Origin of the sequence: Devosia sp. XK-2 (genome assembly GCF_037113415.1) — a bacterium.
GTDB lineage: Bacteria > Pseudomonadota > Alphaproteobacteria > Rhizobiales > Devosiaceae > Devosia.
The window spans coordinates 1735905-1756295 of the sequence record NZ_CP146608.1; the positions used below are offsets into that span (position 1 = coordinate 1735905).

The 20391-nt window shown below is 59.9% G+C and carries 16 protein-coding genes; 4 read left to right on the forward strand and 12 right to left on the reverse strand.

From position 1 onward, the window contains the following. Nucleotides 1–53: 53 nt before the first annotated feature. From V8Z65_RS08320 to aspS, 5 genes are all read right to left on the reverse strand, one after another. Nucleotides 54–452 carry a septum formation initiator family protein gene (locus tag V8Z65_RS08320; RefSeq protein WP_338723728.1) on the reverse strand — a complete coding sequence of 133 codons (399 nt, stop codon included), beginning with the start codon at nucleotides 450–452 and terminating at the stop codon, nucleotides 54–56. A 57-nt stretch (nucleotides 453–509) separates the two neighbouring features. After that, nucleotides 510–1481 carry a ribose-phosphate pyrophosphokinase gene (locus V8Z65_RS08325; RefSeq protein WP_338723730.1) on the reverse strand — a complete coding sequence of 324 codons (972 nt, stop codon included), beginning with the start codon at nucleotides 1479–1481 and terminating at the stop codon, nucleotides 510–512. An 87-nt stretch (nucleotides 1482–1568) separates the two neighbouring features. Beyond that, on the reverse strand, nucleotides 1569–3854 hold the full coding sequence (locus V8Z65_RS08330; RefSeq protein ID WP_338723732.1) for an NADP-dependent malic enzyme: 2286 nt from the start codon (nucleotides 3852–3854) through the stop codon (nucleotides 1569–1571). A gap of 184 nt (nucleotides 3855–4038) precedes the next feature. After that, complete coding sequence (locus tag V8Z65_RS08335) at nucleotides 4039–5637, reverse strand: EAL domain-containing protein (protein ID WP_338723734.1); 1599 nt, start codon at nucleotides 5635–5637, stop codon at nucleotides 4039–4041. 153 nt (nucleotides 5638–5790) lie between these two features. Next, complete coding sequence (gene aspS, locus V8Z65_RS08340; protein ID WP_338723736.1) at nucleotides 5791–7581, reverse strand: aspartate--tRNA ligase; 1791 nt, start codon at nucleotides 7579–7581, stop codon at nucleotides 5791–5793. 285 nt (nucleotides 7582–7866) lie between these two features. On the opposite strand from aspS, the gene rnd reads away from it, so the two are divergent. Then, the gene (gene rnd / locus V8Z65_RS08345) at nucleotides 7867–9036 is read left to right on the forward strand and encodes a ribonuclease D (RefSeq protein ID WP_338723738.1); all 1170 of its coding nucleotides are present in this window, start codon (nucleotides 7867–7869) and stop codon (nucleotides 9034–9036) included. Nucleotides 9037–9042: 6 nt separating this feature from the next. Here the strand turns inward: rnd and V8Z65_RS08350 are convergent, their stop codons facing one another. The 4 genes from V8Z65_RS08350 to V8Z65_RS08365 are packed head-to-tail and all read right to left on the reverse strand — an operon-like array spanning nucleotide 9043 to nucleotide 14545. Then, a complete protein-coding gene (locus tag V8Z65_RS08350; RefSeq protein ID WP_338723740.1) occupies nucleotides 9043–10578 on the reverse strand; it encodes a Ppx/GppA phosphatase family protein in 1536 nt (511 codons plus the stop codon). Nucleotides 10579–10580: 2 nt separating this feature from the next. Next, a complete protein-coding gene (locus tag V8Z65_RS08355; RefSeq protein ID WP_338723742.1) occupies nucleotides 10581–12746 on the reverse strand; it encodes an RNA degradosome polyphosphate kinase in 2166 nt (721 codons plus the stop codon). Continuing rightward, nucleotides 12739–13473 carry a hypothetical protein gene (locus V8Z65_RS08360; protein ID WP_338723744.1) on the reverse strand — a complete coding sequence of 245 codons (735 nt, stop codon included), beginning with the start codon at nucleotides 13471–13473 and terminating at the stop codon, nucleotides 12739–12741. Before V8Z65_RS08360 ends, V8Z65_RS08355 begins: the two co-directional genes overlap by 8 nt. Continuing rightward, entirely contained in the window at nucleotides 13454–14545 is a 1092-nt protein-coding gene (locus V8Z65_RS08365) for an AI-2E family transporter (protein WP_338723746.1), read from the reverse strand. Before V8Z65_RS08365 ends, V8Z65_RS08360 begins: the two co-directional genes overlap by 20 nt. Nucleotides 14546–14679: 134 nt before the next feature. Between V8Z65_RS08365 and purM the strand changes: the two genes are divergently transcribed. Then, nucleotides 14680–15756: a phosphoribosylformylglycinamidine cyclo-ligase gene (purM, locus tag V8Z65_RS08370; RefSeq protein WP_338723748.1), complete on the forward strand. Its 1077-nt coding sequence runs from the start codon at nucleotides 14680–14682 to the stop codon at nucleotides 15754–15756. Next, complete coding sequence (gene purN, locus V8Z65_RS08375; protein WP_338723750.1) at nucleotides 15753–16352, forward strand: phosphoribosylglycinamide formyltransferase; 600 nt, start codon at nucleotides 15753–15755, stop codon at nucleotides 16350–16352. Before purM ends, purN begins: the two co-directional genes overlap by 4 nt. Here the strand turns inward: purN and V8Z65_RS08380 are convergent. Together V8Z65_RS08380 and V8Z65_RS08385 are read right to left on the reverse strand one after the other, a co-directional pair. After that, nucleotides 16345–16845, reverse strand: a complete 501-nt coding sequence (locus tag V8Z65_RS08380; protein ID WP_338723989.1) for a hypothetical protein — start codon at nucleotides 16843–16845, stop codon at nucleotides 16345–16347. The genes purN and V8Z65_RS08380 overlap by 8 nt on opposite strands. Nucleotides 16846–16983: 138 nt before the next feature. Beyond that, nucleotides 16984–17574, reverse strand: a complete 591-nt coding sequence (locus tag V8Z65_RS08385) for a TetR/AcrR family transcriptional regulator (RefSeq protein WP_338723752.1) — start codon at nucleotides 17572–17574, stop codon at nucleotides 16984–16986. A gap of 137 nt (nucleotides 17575–17711) precedes the next feature. On the opposite strand from V8Z65_RS08385, the gene V8Z65_RS08390 reads away from it, so the two are divergent. Continuing rightward, a complete protein-coding gene (locus V8Z65_RS08390; RefSeq protein WP_338723753.1) occupies nucleotides 17712–18602 on the forward strand; it encodes a DMT family transporter in 891 nt (296 codons plus the stop codon). Between the two features lie 287 nt (nucleotides 18603–18889). On the opposite strand, the gene gatB is transcribed toward V8Z65_RS08390, so the two are convergent. Further along, nucleotides 18890–20389 carry an Asp-tRNA(Asn)/Glu-tRNA(Gln) amidotransferase subunit GatB gene (gene gatB / locus V8Z65_RS08395; protein ID WP_338723754.1) on the reverse strand — a complete coding sequence of 500 codons (1500 nt, stop codon included), beginning with the start codon at nucleotides 20387–20389 and terminating at the stop codon, nucleotides 18890–18892. Between the last annotated feature and the right edge of the window lie 2 nt (nucleotides 20390–20391).

Consider the following 20391-nt stretch of genomic DNA (forward strand, 5'->3'; position numbering starts at 1 on the left):
TACTGCAAGCCATCGAGCAATAACATTGCCCGGACATGAGCATAGATTAGAGCTTAGAGCGTTGAATCTGCTTGAATAATCGAGATTAACTGATCATCGATTAATTCTACAAATTGACCAGAAACTGGTTTACCAGTCTCCGGATTGACCATGACGAGAATGTCGTCCGCATTCGCCATATTCAAAAGCGCTCGCGCGCGCTCGGTGATGATATCGGGATCTAGATATTTCGGGTTCATCAGCGAGACCCGGTGCCGATAGGCTTCAATTTCCGCCTGCAGAGCTGCGCTGCGGTCCTGCAGAACTTCAATATCCTTGATGATTTCGTCCCGGTTCTCAATGCCAAATTGGCCGGAAATGGCCGAATATCCGAGATAGCCCTGAAAACCGAGCAATGTCACGGTCAGGGCCAGGGGACGCCAAAATGCAGGACGTTTGAGACGGGTGGGCATGGGCAAACCGGTTGCAGATGCCTGACCATGCCTGACAAGGGATTAATGCCCGGTTTCCTATTCTGCCGCCTCGCGCTGCGGATAGGTGCCGTCTGCAAAAAGCGCGCTGACAGACTTGCCATTGTTGATGCGTCGCATCGCCTCGGCCAGGGCTGGCGCCACCGACAATATTGTCAGCTTCTCGTGAGGTTGGGCGAGCGCATTGGGCAAGGTATTGGTGCAGACAATCTCGATAACGTCCGGTTCTGCCGCCAGCCGCGCAACGGCGCTCCCCGCGAAAATACCGTGCGTGCAGGCAATCCGCACGGATCGCGCACCACTGCTGCGCAGATGCTTGAGCAGTTCAAGAATCGACCCACCGCTGGCGATTTCATCGTCCAGAACAATGACATCCCGGTCCCGCACATCGCCAATGATCGCCGATATCCGGACCTGCGTATCCGATATCCGCTCCTTGGCCCCCGCTGCGACGGGCCGTCCAAGTGCCCGCGCGAAAGCCGCAGCGGTTTTGGCATTGCCCAGGTCCGGCGAGACCACCACGCTGTTGGATAGATCGTGGCGCTGGAAGTGGCGGGTCAACTCGCCTAGCGCGTGCAGGTGATCCACCGGCACGCTGAAGAAACCATGCACCTGCGGCGAATGCAGCGTCATCGTCAGCACGCGATCGGCGCCCGCGGTCTTGAGCAGATCGGCCACCAAGCGGCCGCCGATGGAAATGCGAGGCGCGTCCTTCTTGTCGGAACGGGCATAGGCGTAATGCGGAATGACCGCTGTGATCCGCGCCGCCGAAGCGCCCCGTGCCGCATCCAGCATCAGCAGCAATTCCGTCAGGTGGTCCTGCACGGGAGTGCTCAAAGTCTGCACCAGGAAGACATCCTGCTCGCGGCAATTGGCCTGCAACTGCACTTCGATACAGTCATTGGAGAAGCGCTTGACCTGCGTTGGCAGAAGCGGGACGCCGAGTTCCGCACAAATCTCGCTTGCCAGCCCCGGATGCGCACCACCACTGAACACAGCGATCTGGTTCATGACAAATCCTCGGCTGCTGGCTGCGGGTCGCCCGCTCTTACCACTGCATAGGCGCGGGAAGCAACGGCTTCCCGGCCTGTCTCCCGCTTAAGGCGCACTCCCCAATGCTTCATTGGCCGCAATCGCCGCCATATTGACGATGCCACGGCTGGTCACCGACGGCGCCAGAATATGGGCCGGGGCCTGCGTACCCATCAGGATCGGCCCGACCGCCAATCCATTGTTCATTTCCTTGAGCAGGGTCATGGACAGGTTTGCCGCATCCAGATCGGGGAAGACCAGCAAATTGGCTTCACCCTTGAGCACAGTGTCCGGGATGTAGCGCTCCCGCAGGCCTTCATTGAGGGCGAGATCGCCCTGCATTTCGCCCTCGACAATCAAGTCCGGAGCGATGGCCTTGAGCTTGGCATAGGCCTCGCGCATCTTGTAAGCGCTATCCCCGTCTCGAGAGCCGAAATTGGAATAGCTCAGCAGCGCGGCTTTCGCTTCGATATTAAAGCGCTTGAGGTGGTCGCGTGCCTGCAAGGTGATCGAAACGATCTCGTCCGCACTTGGATTTTGATTGACATAAGTGTCGGTCAAGAAGAAGGCGCCCCGCGGCATGATCAGCATGGAGAGCGCCGAGGCTTCGGTGACCCCCGCCTGCATGCCCAGGATCGATTTGATGTCCCGGACATGCTTGATGAACCGGCCCTGCAATCCGCAGAGCATGGCGTCAGCCTCGCCGCGCTTCAGCGCCAGGGCGCCAATCACCGTTGTATTGGTGCGCACAATGGTGCGTGCCGTGTCCGGCGTTACCCCGGTCCGGCCGACCAGCGAGTGGAACAGGCTCACATAGTCGCGATAGCGCGGATCGTCTTCGGGATTGATGACCTCAAAATCCCGGCCCGGCCGAATGGAAAGACCGAAGCGCTCGATGCGCGCCTCCAGAACGCTCGGGCGGCCGATGAGGATGGGGCGGGCAATGCCTTCCTCAAGCAAGACCTGAGCGGCGCGCAGGACGCGTTCGTCTTCGCCGTCGGCAAAGGCAATGCGCTTGCCCTGCCCCTGCGCCCGGTCGATGATCGGTTTCATGACGAGGCCTGAACGGAAGACGAAGCGGTTGAGGCTGTCGAGATAGGCGTCCCAGTTCTCGATAGGCTTCTTCGCCACACCCGATTCCATCGCTGCCCGCGCCACGGCCGGCGCGATACGCAGCATAAGCCGCTGATCGAACGGATTCGGAATGATGTGCTCGGGTCCATAGACTGCGGGCGCCCCCGAAGGCGACACTTCGAGACCAGGCTCCCGGGCCAATTTGGCGATGGCGCGCACCGCCGCAAGTTTCATCTCCTCATTGATCGTGGTGGCGTGCACGTCGAGCGCGCCGCGGAAAATGAAGGGGAAGCAGAGGACGTTGTTGACCTGGTTGGGATAGTCCGAGCGGCCAGTACACACCATGGCATCCGGTCGCGTTTCCTTGGCCAATTCCGGCATGATTTCCGGATTGGGATTTGCCAAGGCCAGGATCAGCGGCTTGGGCGCCATCTTGGCCAACATTTCGGGCTTCAATGCGCCGGCGGCCGACAGGCCCAGGAACACGTCAGCGCCATCGATGACCTCGGCCAGGGTCGTGGCCTCGCTGGTACGGCGGAACTGGCCGCGCCACTTGTCATTGACGTCATTGCGCTTGTGGGTAACCAGACCATCCTTGTCGGCAACCCAGATGTTCTCGTATTTCGCGCCCAGGGCCACCAGCACGTTGAGGCAGGCAATGGCCGCAGCCCCCGCCCCTGACGTGCAGATTTTGGCGTCCTCGATTTTCTTGCCGGCCAGTTCAAGCCCGTTGAGCACCGCTGCGCCGACGATGATCGCCGTGCCATGCTGGTCATCGTGGAACACCGGGATCGGCATGCGCTCGCGAAGCGTCTCTTCGATCTCGAAACAGTCCGGCGCGCGAATATCTTCGAGATTGATGCCGCCAAAGGTGGGCCAGAGCGGCGCCACGGCGTCGATGAATTTTTGCGGATTGATCTCGTCGATTTCGAGATCAAACACATCGATGCCGGCGAACTTTTTAAACAGGACGGCCTTGCCTTCCATCACCGGCTTGGATGCCAGGGCCCCGATATTGCCCAGACCGAGCACCGCGGTGCCGTTGGAAATAACGGCCACCAGATTCTGCCGCGAGGTGTATCGGGCAACCGCTTCGGGCGTTTCGGCGATCTCCTCGCATGGCGCCGCCACGCCGGGCGAATAGGCCAAGGCCAGGTCGCGCTGGTTGCCCAAAGGCTTCAGCGGCTGAATCTCAAGCTTGCCGGGCTTGGGAAATTCATGGAAGTGCAGCGCCGCATCTCGCAGGGCTTTGCGCTGTTCATTGATATCGGTCGACACGTTCTCTCTCCCCGGCAGGCTAATCGGGCGCGTTGGTGCCATCAATCGTGAGGATTGAAAAGGCCACAAAGGCCCAAGGCGTCGAGTCCGCGGCAAAATTGCGGCGCAACCCAATCTGGCATCGTTTCCGATGACAGCCAGACGACAGGGATCAGACAATCGCGCCCCAATTCGGCCGCCCGTCTCAGGCTGCCGAGGCCACCACTTCGAGGCGCGGCTGCGGATTCGCGGCCGTATGCAGGGCCAGAGCCAGCTCCTTGAAAGCACCGACCTTTAGCGCTGGCGCAAATATGTAGCCCTGCGCATGCAAGACACCGCGAGACCGCAGATAGAGCGCCTGCTCCTCGGTCTCGACCCCTTCGGCCACGATTTCGCAGTCGAGATCCTTGGCCATGGCAATCAGCCCATCGAGCACCGGAACCTGGGTCGTGCCGGGTTTGATCATGTCCACGAAAATGCGGTCGATCTTGATCACGTCGACGCCCAATGTCGCCAGATAGGCAAGGTTGGAGTGCCCCGTCCCCGCATCGTCCATCGCCAGTCGTGCACCCAAGGCATGCAGACCCGAGATAACGCTGGTGGTCGCCATGGAATTGGTCAGTGGCCGGCGTTCGGTAATTTCAAATACCAATTGCCGGAAATTGATGGGTGACTGCCCGAAGATCGCCTGTACGTCCTCCACGATACCTACGTCCCGGAAGTGCCCCTCGAACAGATTGATCGAAATCTTCATGTCCGGCAGGGTCTTGGACAGCTCACCCAGATCGTTGCGCACCTGCTGCATCAGGGAAACCGTCATGGGAATAGCCAGGCCCGTTACCTCGGCATAGTCGATAAAGGCGCCGGGCGGAATGACCCGTCCATTACGCTTTTCCCATCTGCACAGCACCTCGCAACCGACCAGTTCGCCGGTGCGCAGATTGATGACCGGTTGATAATAGGGCTTGATCTCGTTGCGCTCGATGGCCCGTTCAAGGTCGAAGGCCGGCACCCTGGAGCGCCGCACATAGCTCAGGTTCAGCAAGAGGAAAATCGCACTGACGATACAAGCAATCGTGGTGAAAACGACATCGAGATCGGCATAGCCGGCGCGAACCATCGCAAACGGAACAGCATATTCGACCTTGATCGGAAACTGGCCGGCATAGCCCTGGGCGCTGATGTAGTCGGTGCTCGACTGACGTCTGTCAAAGCTCGAAGGATCGCCCAGCGTCACAATGGAAAGGCCATTGGTCAGCGTCACCCGCATCATGGCGCCGCTTCGAAGCGTGTCCGAAAGAGCACTCTCCGATTGGCCCAGCAGCGGCATGAACGTCGATATCCGCCGCGTCTCCCCGAACGTTTGGGTGATTTTCAGCGCCGGCATGTCCATGTCGCCCAGCTTGACCACAGCCATGGTCTCGGTCAGGCCCGGCACCGGCAATGGCTGGGATAATGGTGAATAGGTCACGACCCGCCCATAGGCGTCGCAATATTGCACCCCATCGAGATTCTCGACGACGAATTGCTTGAGATTGAGTCCCTTCTCAATGGCCTCCTGCGCATTGGTCACGAAGGTCGGCGTGCACAGCGACGGGCTGGCCGCGATAACCTTGCGAAGAGCCGACACGGCATCCATAGCGCTTGCATTAATATGCGAGCTTACGGTCTCAACATATTGTTGCGCCGCAGCTTTCTCTCGATATTGAACATAAGCGTCCAGCAGGTAGTCCACTGCAATGATGGGCACAAACGCCAGCACGGCGCCCAAAAGCATCAGGACATGAGAAAACTTGGATTTCACCTGCGAATCCAGACTGGGTAAAACTTGCCTACTTGCGTAGCAAGCAAGGATTTAACGGATCATTAATGCCGGTTAATTCGCGCTAACCATACGCACAAACAAAAGGGGTGGCCGCCAGGCCACCCCCGAATTTGTTCCCAAGACTTGGTCGTCTCAGCTTTGTACGTTGAGACGAATGCTCAGCTCGCGCAACTGTTTGGCGCTGGCCTGGCTCGGCGCCCCCATGAGCAGGTCTTCGGCCTGCTGGTTCATCGGGAACGCGGTAATTTCGCGCAGGTTCTGAGCGCCGCACAGCAGCATGACGATGCGATCGATACCGAAAGCGGCGCCCCCATGCGGCGGCGCGCCATATTGGAAGGCCCGGTAGAGACCACCGAACTGCTCTTCCACTTCCTGGCGAGACTTTCCGGTCAGTTCGAACGCCTTGATCATGGTCTCCGGCTCCTGGTTACGGATCGAACCGGAAGCAATCTCGAAGCCATTGCAGACCGCATCATATTGATAGGCGGTCAGCGACAACGGGTCGGCCGAATTCAAAGCGTCAAGTCCACCTTGCGGCATGGAGAAAGGGTTATGCGCAAAATCGACGCGCTTTTCTTCCTCATCCCATTCATAGAACGGAAAATCCACGATCCAGCACAGGGCGAACCGCTCGGTATCGACAACGCCAAGATCGGTCCCGACCTTGGTGCGGGCTTCACCGGCGAACTTGAAGAACTTCTCAGGCCGGCCGGCCACGAAGAACACCGCATCGCCGTCCTCCAGCCCGAGCTGGGCCTTGATGGCGGCCGTCCGCTCCTCGCCGATATTCTTGGCGATTGGCCCGGACCCCTGCCCTTCCTTAAAAAAGATGTATCCCAGCCCAGGCTGGCCCTCGCCCTGCGCCCAGGCATTCATGCGGTCACAGAAGGCGCGGCCAATCGGTTCGGCACCGGCCTTGTTCTTGGCCGGGATGGCCCAGACTTCGACCTTGGGGTCGGCCTCGATCTGGTTGGCGAAGACTTTGAAACCAGACCCGGCGAAGTGCTCGGTCACGGCCTCGATTTCGATGGGATTGCGCAGGTCGGGCTTGTCCGAACCATATTTGCGGATGGCCTCGGCATAAGGAATACGCGGCCAACCCTTGGTTACGGGCTTGCCATCGGCGAACGCCTCGAACACATCGGTTATGACCGGCTCGACGGTGTTCCAGATATCCTCCTGGGTGACAAAACTCATCTCCAGATCGAGCTGGTAGAATTCGCCCGGCAACCGGTCGGCGCGCGGATCCTCATCGCGGAAGCAGGGCGCTACCTGGAAATAGCGGTCAAAACCCGCCACCATCAGAAGCTGCTTATATTGCTGCGGTGCCTGCGGCAGGGCAAAGAACTTGCCCGGATGGATGCGGCTCGGAACCAGAAAGTCCCGCGCACCTTCGGGCGAGGACGCCGTCAGGATCGGGGTGGAGAACTCGGTGAAGCCCGCCTCGCCCATTCCCGAACGCATGGCGGAAATGATCTTGGTGCGCTTGACGATATTGGCGTGCAGCTTCTCGCGGCGAAGGTCAAGGAAGCGATAGCGCAGGCGGATGTCCTCGGGATATTCGGCCTCCCCGAAAACGGGCAACGGCAGTTCCTTGGCGACCGACAAAACCTCGATCTCGCGAATAAACACTTCGATCGTGCCTGTGGGGATATTGGGGTTCACGGCCGCCGGATCGCGCAGCTTCACCTCGCCGTCAATGCGTAGCACCCATTCGGATCGAACGGTTTCAGCCGTCGCAAAAGCGGCTGAATCCGGATCGATGACGCATTGGGTAATCCCGTAATGGTCCCTCAGGTCGATAAAGAGCAGCCCACCATGATCGCGGACGCGATGGACCCAGCCGCTCAGGCGCACATTATTGCCGGCATCGCCCGCCGAGAGAGCGCCACAGGTGTGGGAACGATAGCGATGAAGGGTCATGTCAGGTCTCAAAAATGCTGGAGATAGGCCGGAATCTGAAGCATCGGACCGAAAAGTGCGAAGCGGCTTTCAGACGAATCCGATGCGGAAACAACAAAGGAGTGCGCACGCCCCGATTCCTCGGATCGCACGCCCTCGCGAGCGGGAAAAGCGCATGGCAGGCCCCGCTTGTCAAGCAGCAGGACTTATCGAGGTCGCGCCCTTTACCGCAAGGAAAATCCACGGTGGAGCTATGGCCGCGCACCTGCTAGGAAGAATAGTGACGATTTTGAGACGGTAGTACGTATGGACCTCATAGTTTCCACAGAAGCGCTGGCGGAATTCTGCGAGCGCGCTTCCCAGTTCGAATTTGTGACGGTCGATACTGAATTTCTGCGTGAAACCACCTATTGGCCGCGCCTCTGCCTGATCCAGGTTGCCACGGACGACGAGGCGGTGCTGATCGATCCGCTGGCGCCCGACATCAAGCTGGCGCCGTTCTTCGCACTACTCGCAAACCCCAATGTCACCAAGGTCTTCCACGCAGCGCGTCAGGACGTGGAAATATTCGTCAAGCTCACTGGAGCGGTCCCGCACAACATCTTCGATACGCAGGTTGCCGCCAGCGTCTGCGGTTTCGGCGACAGTGCATCCTATGACAGTCTCGTCCGTGCCATCTGCAAGATCGAACTCGACAAGTCCTCGCGCTTTACCGACTGGTCGGCTCGCCCATTGACCGACAAGCAGCGCAACTATGCCATTGCCGACGTCACCTGGCTGCGCGACATCTATCGCGAACTGCGCAAGCAAGTTGAGGCCACCCGCCGCTGGGACTGGGTTGAAGACGAAATGGCGACCCTGCGCAGCATCGACACCTATGTCGTCAAGCCCGAACAGGCTTGGCACCGGCTGAAGGCGAAGTTCAACCGGCCGCGCGACCTGGCAGCCATCAAGGTGCTTGCCCAATGGCGCGAGCAAAAGGCTCAAGATACCGACCAGCCGCGCAGCCGCATCCTCAAGGACGATGTTCTAGGTGAACTGGCGACGCAACGGCCGCTGACGCCCGATGCTTTCGAAAAATTGCGGGCCGTGCCACGGGGTTTCGGGCGCAGCAACGCTGCCGCGGAAATCATCGCGTTGCTCAAAGACGTCGACGCATTGCCGAAATCGGCCTTGCCCGCCCTGCCCGAGCGCTATCGCGGCCCCTCGCCCAAGGGCGCAATCGGCGACTTGGTTCGGGTTCTGCTCAAGGCGGTCGCCGAACAGCATGGCGTCGCCGCTCGAATAATTGCCACGTCGGACGAGATCGATGCCCTGGTTCTCGATGACGAGGCCGACGTGCCGGCGCTCAAGGGATGGCGCCGTAAGCTGTTTGGCGAAAAAGCCCTGGCCATCAAACACGGGCGCATCGGTTTGGTGGCGACTCGCAAGGGTATCATCGAATTTTCGGTGAATCAGACCGAAGCAGCCGAGTAAAGCGGCCTAACTCACATCCACGCGCCAATCCGGGTGCCCCGCACCCTCGGCAAATTGCCGGAGGCGATTGCGCAGATGGTCGCCATCGAGAAAGGCGAAATCTGCGGGCAGGATAAGGACCAGCGTATCGCCATCAAGTCTGAAGCGGGTTCGGGGCAGGATTCCCGGCATGGCCGCGGTCATTGGATAGGCGACGCGCATCATGGAGCCGACCAGGCGCGCTCGCGCCGTCATCTCGTCTGAACCCAGAGGCGCCAGAACCTGAGCGGACTTGGACTTGAGGCCGTCATAGCGCACCGCAAGCGTCTGTGCCAGAAATGACCGCCCCGGATGGTCAACGCCGGTCAACGAACCATAGGCCACCGAATCGACACTCTGTGGCCCCCGATAGTCCGGGTGCGACCGCCATCCGATATCGGCGAGAAGACAGGCCACAGTGCGAAGGCGCGCCTCGGCCTCCGTTTCCACTATCCCGACAGCGGCAAAATACTGGGCCGTAAACTCGACGAGATCATTGGCGTGTGCCGGCGACCGCGAGCGCAGCACCGATAATTCCTCGGCCCCTTGAATAAGGGGGTCGATATTGCGTTCGCGCTCGTCCAGCATGCCATAAAGATAGCCCTCACGCACGCCAAGCGCCGAGAAGACGACGCTTGCAAATCGCCCGGCTCCGAGAATTTCCCCCAGCACCGCCGCCCCGAACGGCACCAGTTCCCGGCGTGAATTGCTCACATTACCGGCCCCCGGATAACCTTTGAGCGCATCGGCCGAGACGATCTCCTGGCAAAACGCAATCATTTCGTCGGCCGGCACCACATAGTCCTGAACCATATGCAGCGGATAGTCCCGCCTGGCCTGATGCAGCTTGGCGAGCGAACGCCAGGTGCCACCGATGGCGGCAAAACGTGATCCCGGCAGCGCGTCCCTGAGAATTGACTCTTCCAGCCTTGCACGAACCAGCGCCGCGGCTTTTTTGGGAGACCCGTCGGCGTCGTCTTGCAAGCGAATAACGCCCAGCTCAAAACTCTCGCCGTTCGTGTCCAAACCATTCGCGATATCGGACAATTCGAGACTACCGCCGCCAAGATCGCCAACGACACCCGCAAATCCTGGAATGCCTGCGACGACGCCCAACGCCGCGTAATGGGCCTCCTCCTGGCCACTCAACACCCGGACCGGGGCCTCCATGATCTCTTCCACAGCGCCGACAAACTGCTCCCGGTTCGTCGCATCGCGGACCGCCGAGGTGGCCAGGACATAGATTTTGCCGACCCGCATCATGCGCGCCACCAACGCAAAACGCTTCATGGCCTCCAGAGCCTTTGCCATATTGGCGTCGGCCAGGCGGCCGCTCTGGGCGATGCCGCGCCCGAGCGCGCAAGCCGACTTTTCATTGTAGAGCGGCGTCAGGGCGCGCGCGTGGCGCTCATAGACCACCAGGCGCACTGAGTTGGAGCCGATGTCGAGAACCGCGACCGGCCGAGCACCCTTGATGCGGCCCTGCGCAGTGGGATCGGCGTCGACGCCCCAGAACTGAGTCAATTTCAATCCTCGTCGCTCTCCGCCTCGCCCGCGCTGCCACGGCCGGACAGGGAGGGATTGGTCATGAAATAATCATGGGCGTTGAAGGGCTCTTCGCCCTCACCCACTCTTATACGATGCGAGCTGCCATCGGGAAGCACTTCCCAGCTCTGCTGGTTGTCCTTGAGATAGGCAACCATAATCCGGTCCAAAATCTGTTTGTGCACCGTTTCATTGAGGATCGGAACGAGCGTTTCGACGCGCCCGTCCAGATTTCGGCCCATGATATCGGCGGACGATATATAGACCTTTGCGCGTGGTGACGGCATGGTCTCGCCATTTCCGAAACAATAGATGCGGCTATGTTCGAGGAAGCGTCCCACTACCGACTTCACCCGGATATTGTCCGAGAAGCCCGGAATGCCCGGCCGCAAGCAGCAAATGCCGCGAACAATGAGGTCGACCTTCACGCCAGCCTGGCTGGCGTCGTATAGCGCATCGATAACCTGCGGATCCACGAGCGAATTCATCTTGAGCAGGATGCCGGCTGGCTGGCCATTGCGCGCAAAATCGATCTCGCGGGCAATATTGTCCACCAGCGTCTGCCGAAGATTGACTGGCGAAACGGCAATGGTTTCAAGCTCGGTAGGGCGGGCATATCCGGTAATGAAATTGAACACGCGCGCCACATCCCGCGTGATCGCTGGATCGATGGTGAAGTAGCTCAGGTCCGTATAAATCTTGGCAGTGATCGGGTGATAATTGCCCGTGCCGATATGGCAGTAGCTCACCAGCTTGCCCTTTTCGCGTCGGACTACCTGGCTGAGCTTGGCATGGGTTTTTAGCTCGACAAAGCCGAACACCACCTGCGCGCCTGCTCGTTCAAGGTCGCGCGCCCACCGGATATTGGCTTCTTCGTCGAACCGCGCCTTGAGTTCCACCAGGCACGTGACCGACTTGCCCGCTTCAGCTGCCATCACCAGCGCCTTGACGATCGGGCTGTCAGACGAGGTGCGGTATAGCGTCTGTTTGATGGCGACCACATCCGGATCGCGCGCCGCCTGCATCAGGAACTGGGCCACCACGTCAAAACTCTCAAAGGGGTGGTGAACAAGAATGTCCTTGGCACGGATGGCCGCGAAGCTGTCGCCATTATAGTCGCGGATGCGCTCGGGGAAACGCGCCAGATAAGGCGTGAATTTCAGGTCCGGCCGGTCGACATCACAAATCTTGCGGGCATCGGCCAGGCCAAGGAAACCATGCACTTCAAAGACATCGGCCTCCTTTACCCCAAGCTGCTCGCCGATCTGGCGTTTCAGCGCCCGCGGCATGGAGCGCTCGATCTCCAGCCGGATCACCTGTCCCCGCCGTCGCTGACGCAGCGCGCTTTCAAACTCGACCACCAGGTCGGCCGCTTCGTCGTCAATTTCGATCTCGCTGTCCCGCACGATACGGAAAGCCCCCGAGCCGACCACTTCATGCCCAGGAAACATCTTGTGGAAGAAGAGTTTGACCAGCGTGTCGATGGTCACCACCTCAGAGCGCCCTTCCGAGACCAGGCCGCTGGGCAAGGTGATGAACCGGTCCAGATTGCCCGGAATACGCACGAGGGCCGTCAATGGCTGATCGGAATTGGGGCGCTTGAGCTCAAAGGCCAGGGCCAGGCCGAGATTGGGGATGAACGGAAACGGGTGGGCCGGGTCCACGGCGATAGGGGTCAGGACCGGAAAGATCTCTTCGCGGAAGAGCTTCTGCAGATAGGCCACCTGGTCGCCGGTCAGGTCGTCGGCTTCGTGGATCACCACGTTTTGCGCAAAGAGTTCCTCGCGCAATTCCTTCCAATGATCCTGCTGCTCGAGCTGCAGATGCTGAGTCAGCGTCGCAATTTCTTCCAGCTGTTCAGCCGGCGACAGCCCGTCGGCGCTCTGCTTGGTCATCCCCGCCCTGATCTGACCCTTCAGACCGGCAACGCGCACCATGTAAAATTCATCGAGATTATTAGCCGAGATGGACACGAAGCGAAGCCGCTCGAGCAAGGGATGGGCTTCGTTCCCCGCCTCTTCCAAGACGCGCATATTGAACTGAAGCCAGCTAACCTCACGATTGACAAAACGGGCCGGGCTGGTCCGCAGCGCCTCGACATCTGGCACTGTCCCCTCAGCTTCCGCCAGTTCGCTCATCTCATTCATCTGTTTCGCCGTCCCAATCCTGTTGCCGGTGCAGCCCATGCGCCTGTTGACGCATTGCCAGGGCTTCCGACGCTATAGCGCGCGTAATGGCCGATCCTTTCGCAAGGGCCAGCCTGTCCATCAGATCGACCAGGATCGCGGCTTCTTCGGCGCTGCGCTCCATACGGGGTACAATATAGCCGACCACCTTGGGATCCACCTTGACCTGCCGATCGCCGAACAATTTCACGAACATCTGTGACAACTCGATGTCGTCGCTGACCTCGAGGCGGAAGACCGGAGCCCTCCGCACGCGAGAACGCACATCATCGGTCCGCAGAGGCCAGCGCGCAACCTCCTCCCGCGCGGTCAGCAGCATCGTCCGATCGCCCCGCATGGCCTGATTAAGCAGGTGGAACAGATGGTGTTCGTCATAGTCCTGCCGGTCCACATCCTCGATCAGCAATGCCTGGCGACCGGATCCGGAGGCGATTTCTGCGATCGTTGTGGGCGTCACGGATAGAGCCTGGCTACGCTCGATGAATATGCGTGCCAGATGGGATTTGCCGGATGCGGCCGCTCCGATGAGCAAGGTGACACCATCGGGCCAGTGTGGCCAGGCCAGGATACGTGCATGCGCAAGCGCATTGCCGGCGCCGACCAGAAAATCGTCTTCAGCGTGCGAGGTCTGATGGCCAAGATCGAGCGGCAATTGCCGCGGGCCGCCTTCAGGATGCGGCATCGTCATTGGGCGCATGCCGCCTCGGACCAAGGTAGAGCGTGCTTTCCTTGTATTTGCGGACGCCATAACGCACCAGTACCGACGCTATGGCGGCCATAGGCACAGCCAGCAACAATCCGACAAAGCCGAAGACCGCGCCTAGAGCCAGGAGGGCAAACATCATCCAGACCGGATTGATATTGATCGATGATCCCACAAGCTTTGGATAAAGGATATTGCCTTCGATGAACTGCCAGAACAGATAAACGCTCGCCACCAGCGCGATCATCCACCAGTTCGGCGCATACTGGACGAGCGCGATACCGATCGACAGACCCAGGCCAAGAGCAAATCCGACAAAGGGCACAAAGCTGAACAGTCCGGCAATAAGCCCGACCGCCAACCCATAGTTCAGCCCGATCACACTTAGTGCCGTCGCATAGAAAGCGGCATCAAGCAGCAGCACGCTGCCCTGCCCTCGGATGACCCCGGCCATGGACTTGTCGATCTCGCGCAAGACGCCCTTGACCTCGCGCTTGTGCTCCTTGGGCAGCAATTCGTCTATGCCGCGAACCATGCCCTCCCAGTCCAGCAACAGATAAAAGGCCACGACTGGTGCCAGGACGGTAAAACCCACGACCGCCGCACCGGTCAGCCCGATATTAACCAGCTCCGCGGGCAATGTGGCAATGAAACCAAGCGCTTGCCGCGTCAGATCATTGATGCTGTTCTGCACTTGCAGGGCCCGGTCCGGCCCCAGCCAAGCATTAATCTCCGGCGCCCATGCCGCGGCCAGCTCCTGCAGATCGCCAACATAGCCTGGCAGGCGCTGTATCAGGCCAATGATCTGCTGACCGATCAGCGGCACAAACATGAAGAACAGGCTGAGTACCAGGGTCAGCACGCTGAACAACACGACGACGGTGGCCCAGACGCGAGTGAATCGCCATTTCTGCAACTGGTTGACCAGCGGATTGAGCAGATAGGCCAACGCGGCGCCCACGACAAACGGCAACAGGATGCCCCTGAACACCCAAAGGGTCAGGATCAGAGCCAGCAACAACCCAATCCAGATGAACACTTGATTTCTGAGTGCCATGAAGCCGGGCAGCCCTTGCGTCTAGATAATCGAAAAGCTATCAGGCCGTGTAACGACCAGCACCGAAAAATTCAACCAACCCGGTTCGCGCGCAGCCATTTGCGCCCGCAATCCCCAGCATGGCAAGAAGGCACATGTCCGACGCACAAAACCTGCCATCAAACGGCCTTTCGTACAAGCAGGCCGGCGTCGACATCGACGCGGGCAACGCCCTGGTAGAAGCCATCAAGCCGGCCGTCCGCTCGACCCGGCGCCCCGGCGCCGATGGAGAGATCGGCGGCTTCGGGGGATTGTTCGATCTCAAAGCCGCCGGCTTTGTCGATCCAGTGCTGGTAGCCGCCAATGACGGTGTTGGCACAAAGCTCAAGATCGCCATCGATACCGGCAAGCATGACACGATCGGCCAGGATCTGGTGGCCATGTGCGTCAACGACCTCATCGTCCAGGGCGCCGAGCCATTGTTCTTCCTCGATTATTTGGCCACCGGAAAGCTCGATGTAGATCAGGGCAAGGCTATCGTCGAAGGCATAGCCCATGGCTGCCGGCTGGCTGGATGCGCCCTGATCGGCGGCGAAACCGCAGAAATGCCCGGCATGTACCATGGCAATGATTATGACTTGGCCGGTTTCGCCGTGGGCGCCGCCGAACGTGATGCTTTGCTGCCTCGCAGGGACATTGCGGCGGGCGATGTCCTGGTGGCCATCGCCTCGTCCGGCGTTCACTCCAACGGCTATTCGCTGGTTCGCAAGATCGTCGAAATGTCCGGTTTGGCCTGGGATGCCCCCGCCCCATTTGCCGACGGTAAGACACTTGCCGAGGCCCTGCTCGAGCCAACCCGCATCTATGTGAAGCCCATTTTGGCAGCTCTGAAAGCTGGCCTGGGCGTCAAGGCGCTGGCACATATCACCGGCGGCGGCTTCATCGACAATATTCCGCGGGTCTTGCCGGACGAGTTGGCCGCCGACATCAATCTCGGCGCCGTCTCCGTTCCGCCCGTATTCGGCTGGCTCGCAAGGACCGGCGGCATGAACGAGCGCGAAATGCTGCGCACCTTCAATTGCGGCGTCGGCATGCTGATCGCCGTCACGCCCGGCGACGCCGAGCAACTGGTCGAAAGCCTGACCGCTTCCGGCGAGGTCGCCGCTATTGTCGGCGCGCTGACACCGCGAAGCGGTGAGCCTGTGACTTTCGGGGGCAAGCTCGCGCTGTGACGACAAAGAAGCGCGTTGCCATTCTGATTTCCGGGCGCGGCTCCAACATGGCTGCCTTGATAGAGGCCGCCAAGGCTTCCGACTATCCCGCGGAAATTGTAGGCGTTTTTTCCAACAAGGATGCGGCACCCGGACTGGACTTTGCCCGCGCGCGGGGGATCGCGGTGGCGAGCCTGTCGCACAAGAATTTTGCCTCCCGCGAGCTGTTCGATGCCGAGGTCGAACGTATTCTTCAAACCTGGAATGCGGACTTTGTGTGCCTAGCCGGCTATATGCGCATTTTCAGCAATGCCTTTGCCGAGCGCTGGACCGGGCGGATGCTGAATATCCACCCGTCCCTATTGCCCAGGCACAAAGGATTGCACCCGCAGCAGCAGGCGCTTGATGCCGGGGATAGCGAAAGCGGTTGCACCGTCCATTGGGTGACGCCTGAACTCGACGCCGGGCCCACGATCCTGCAGCGTCGGGTGCCGATCCTCCCTGGCGATACGGCCGACACCCTGGCTGAACGTATCCTTGTCGAAGAGCATATCGCCTACCCGCAGGCACTGGCGATGCTGGCGCGCGGCGAAGTGGCGCTGGATCGCTCTATCTAGGAGCGATCACGGCGGCCCTGCGGGACTGACGACGCAGCGCAAAGATCTGGGCTGTCAGCCCAAGGACGAATGCCAGCAACAAGGCGCCATGGCTGCCCAGCACTATCGGCGACGCCGGGCTCGGCGCAAATGGCGCTCCGTCCGGCACCCGGGTAAGTGTTTCTGTCACCGTCGGCAACAGAAGCAGTAAAACGCTGAAACTGAGGCTCGTGGTCTCGATATAGCGCCGCAGCCCGCCGAGAAATGTGAGCCGGTCAACCACATATCCGACGAAAATCACGATCAGCGTCAGTCCGCCAATGGCGTAACTCACCGGCTGTTTGGCGACCAGAAACGCGGTGACGCCCCCAAGCACCATCGAAAGCAGATAGATAGTCCCGGGCGCCGATCGCGGGACGATGCGGCCGTGCCGCGCCAGCATATAAATGGCCACTACGAGGGCCGGAAGGCTGCCAAGCGTGTGCAGCCAGCCAATTGGAGAAATACCGAACATATTCAATCCTCTTTGAACCACCGGCATGGCCAGTGCATTGGTTTATATCTACTAGTTGGTAGGCACGAACGGTGTGCGTCACCCGCCGCCAGTACAGCGACGCATCGGCGCCGCTTTGCTTCGAGATACAGCTATCCTCTATGAAGGGCCTTTAAGTGTCATGCGCTCGACTAAAGGACCAATGATCTTTTCGAAGAGGTCCCCGTCGGCATGCGCCCTGGCGGACATCATCGCACCATGGACGGTGGCTACGAATAGTTCGGCTTCCGCCTTGGGTTCCCCGGCAAGCCGGAACCGCCCGCTCGCCTCCCCTTCGGCAAGTACTGTGGCCAACCATACGGACAGCGTACGAAAATGCGCACGCACCTCTATTGCGACAATGTCGGGAATGGCGGGCATCTGACTTGCCAATAAAGCACAGACACAAAAAGGTTCGGTACCGGAGCTGATACAGGTCTGCCAATAGGCGACATAGGCCCTGAGCCTGGCCCCGGGATCGGCAATTGTCCGGTCCAACTGCGCCAAGCCCGCGGCTGCATCCTGCCGGTACTGGTTCACCAGAACCCGAACCAGCTCTGCTTTGGTGGGAAAGTGGTGATGAATGCTGGCTTTGCGTATGCCCACCAGGTCAGAAATGTCCGCATAGCTAAAGCCATGATAGCCCCCGGCCAAAATCAGGGGCTTGGCGTGCAACAAAATTTCCTGAGCGGTATTCGATAGCGTATTCATTAGCGTGTATCTACCTACTAGTAGGATGCAAGTCAACCAAGCCATCACAACAATTGATGGCGCCTATCGTCAAAATCGGTTCGACCTTTGTTCTCATGAGGCGTAGCGTGCCCGCTGCCTGAATGAGGGGAAATGACATGAGTCTGCGCGATTGGTTCTGGATCATCCTTCTGGGCGCCATCTGGGGGTGTTCCTTTGTCTTTAACGCCCTGCTCATCCGTGAACTCGGCCCGCTCTGGGTAACCACTTTGCGTGTTGGCATCGGCGCCTTGGGCTGCTGGGCCGTATTGATTGCATTGCGCAAGCCCGTTCCGCGCGATCCCGCACTCTGGCTGCAGCTTGGCGCGCTTGGCGTCATCGCCTATGCCATACCCTTCGCCCTGTTCCCCCTCGCCCAAGCCCATCTGGCCAGTGGCATTGCGGCCATTATCAATGCGCTGACACCCATGGTCACGGCGGTCATTTCTCACTTCTGGATTGGTGGCGAGAAGGCCACGCGGATGAAATTCACCGGCGTCGCCATCGGCTTTGTCGGGGCGGCCATCCTGGTCTCGCCAGCTCTGTCCGAAGGTGGTGATTCCCACCTCTGGGCCGTCGCCGCCTGCCTTGGCGCGACCCTTTGCTACGGGCTCTCGCTCAATATTACCCGCAGCTACAAGCACATCGAACCAACGGCATTCGCTTCGATCGCCCTGACCGGCGCAGCCATTGTAGCCACCCCCGTGGCCTTCCTGGCCGAAGGCGTGCCGCACATGACACAGCCGACCACTTGGGGAGCCGCCCTGGCCATTGGCCTGCTCTCGACGGCGTTCACCTTCCAGATCATGTACCGCATCCTGCCGCGTGTTGGTGCCACCAACTTCGCGACCACCACCTTCATCGCCCCGATTTCGGCATTGATTATTGGCGTCACTGTGCTGGGCGAGACCATCCTGCCCATTCAGCTCCTGGGCATGCTGGTCATCTTTTTCGGCCTTTTGTTCATTGACGGCCGCATTCGACAGGTCTGGCGCCGCGTTCCGGCATAGGGCGGGAACTCACCTGCCCGGCCAGCGTTTGTCGGGCAGGAGGCGCCGACATGCCAGAGCCCAGACCCGATATCGATCCACGGCCAATTCCCGAAATTGTGCCCCAACCCGAGCCACCCCAGCCCCAACCGGTCGACCCGGTGCCGCCCGGGCCGAGCGAAGTCCCCCCACCGGAGCAGCCGATAGAAGACCCAACGCCCACGCCCCCTTCGGAAGTGTAGCGGCAACAAAAACCCGGCCACAGCAGATGCCGAAGCCGGGCGAGATGGTCATTTGTGCGGTTGCGTCTACTCGATCCCGAGCTTTTGCTTCATCAGCTCATTAAGCGCCTGCGGATTGGCCTTGCCGCCGGACGCCTTCATCGCCTGGCCGACAAACCAGCCGATCATGGTCGGTTTGGCCTTCACCTTCTCGACCTGCTCTGGGTTGGCCGCAATGATCTCATCGACGATCTTTTCGATCGCGCCAAGGTCGGTGACCTGTTTCAGGCCGCGGCGCTCCACAATGTCCGCCGGATCGCCCTCAGGTTCCTCGGCGATGAGGATCTGCAGGACGTCCTTGCCACCCTTGGATGAAATCGTGCCACTGGTAATCAGATCGACCAAACCGGCAATCTGCGCCGGCTGCAGATGGGTTTCCCACACCGCGAGCCCCTGGCTATTCGCAAAGGCCGCCACGTCGCCATTGAGAATATTGGCCACGGCTTTGCCGTCACGCTTGGTGTCACCAAATTTCACGCAGGATTCATAATAGTCGGCCGTTTCGCGATCGAGCGTGAGCACCATGGCGTCATAGGCGGTCACGCCATATTCAGCGATGAACCGTGCCTGCTTTTCATCAGGAAGCTCCGGCAGATGCTGTGCCAGATCAGCAATAAAGGCGTCATCGAACTCGAGCGGCAGCAGGTCCGGATCGGGGAAGTAACGATAGTCGTGCGCCTCTTCCTTCGAACGCATCGAGCGCGTTTCCCCGTTCTTGGGGTCGAACAGGCGGGTTTCCTGATCGATCTCGCCGCCATCTTCCAGAATGTCGATCTGGCGACGGGCCTCATATTCGATGGCCTGGCCTGCAAAGCGGATGGAATTGACGTTCTTGATCTCGCAGCGCGTGCCGAACTCTCCGCCGGGACGGCGCACCGAGACGTTGACGTCGGCGCGCATGGAACCCTGTTCCATATTGCCGTCGCAGGTGCCCAGATAGCGCAGAATGGTCCGCAGCTTGGAAAGATAGGCTTTCGCCTCTTCCGATGAGCGCAGGTCGGGCTTGGAGACGATTTCCATCAACGCCACGCCGGATCGGTTGAGATCCACAAAGCTCATATTGGGGTGCTGATCATGGATGGACTTGCCTGCATCCTGTTCCAGGTGCAGCCGCTCGATTCCGATCTCGATCTGCTCGCCATCGACATCGAGCAGCACTTTGCCCTCACCAACAATCGGATCCTTGAACTGCGAAATCTGATAGCCCTGCGGCAGGTCCGGATAGAAGTAGTTCTTCCGGTCAAAAACCGAGCGCTTGTTGATCTGCGCCTTGAGCCCAAGCCCGGTGCGCACAGCCTGACGCACGCATTCCTCATTGATGACCGGCAACATGCCGGGCATCGCCGCATCCACAAAACTGACATTGGCATTGGGCGGATTGCCGAAAGCCGTCGACGAGCCCGAGAATAGCTTGCTCTCGCTGGTGACCTGGGCATGCACCTCCATGCCGATGATCACCTCCCAATCCCCGGTCGAACCGGAAATCAGGCGCTTCTTGTCGGGGGTACGGGTATCAACGATAGTCATGT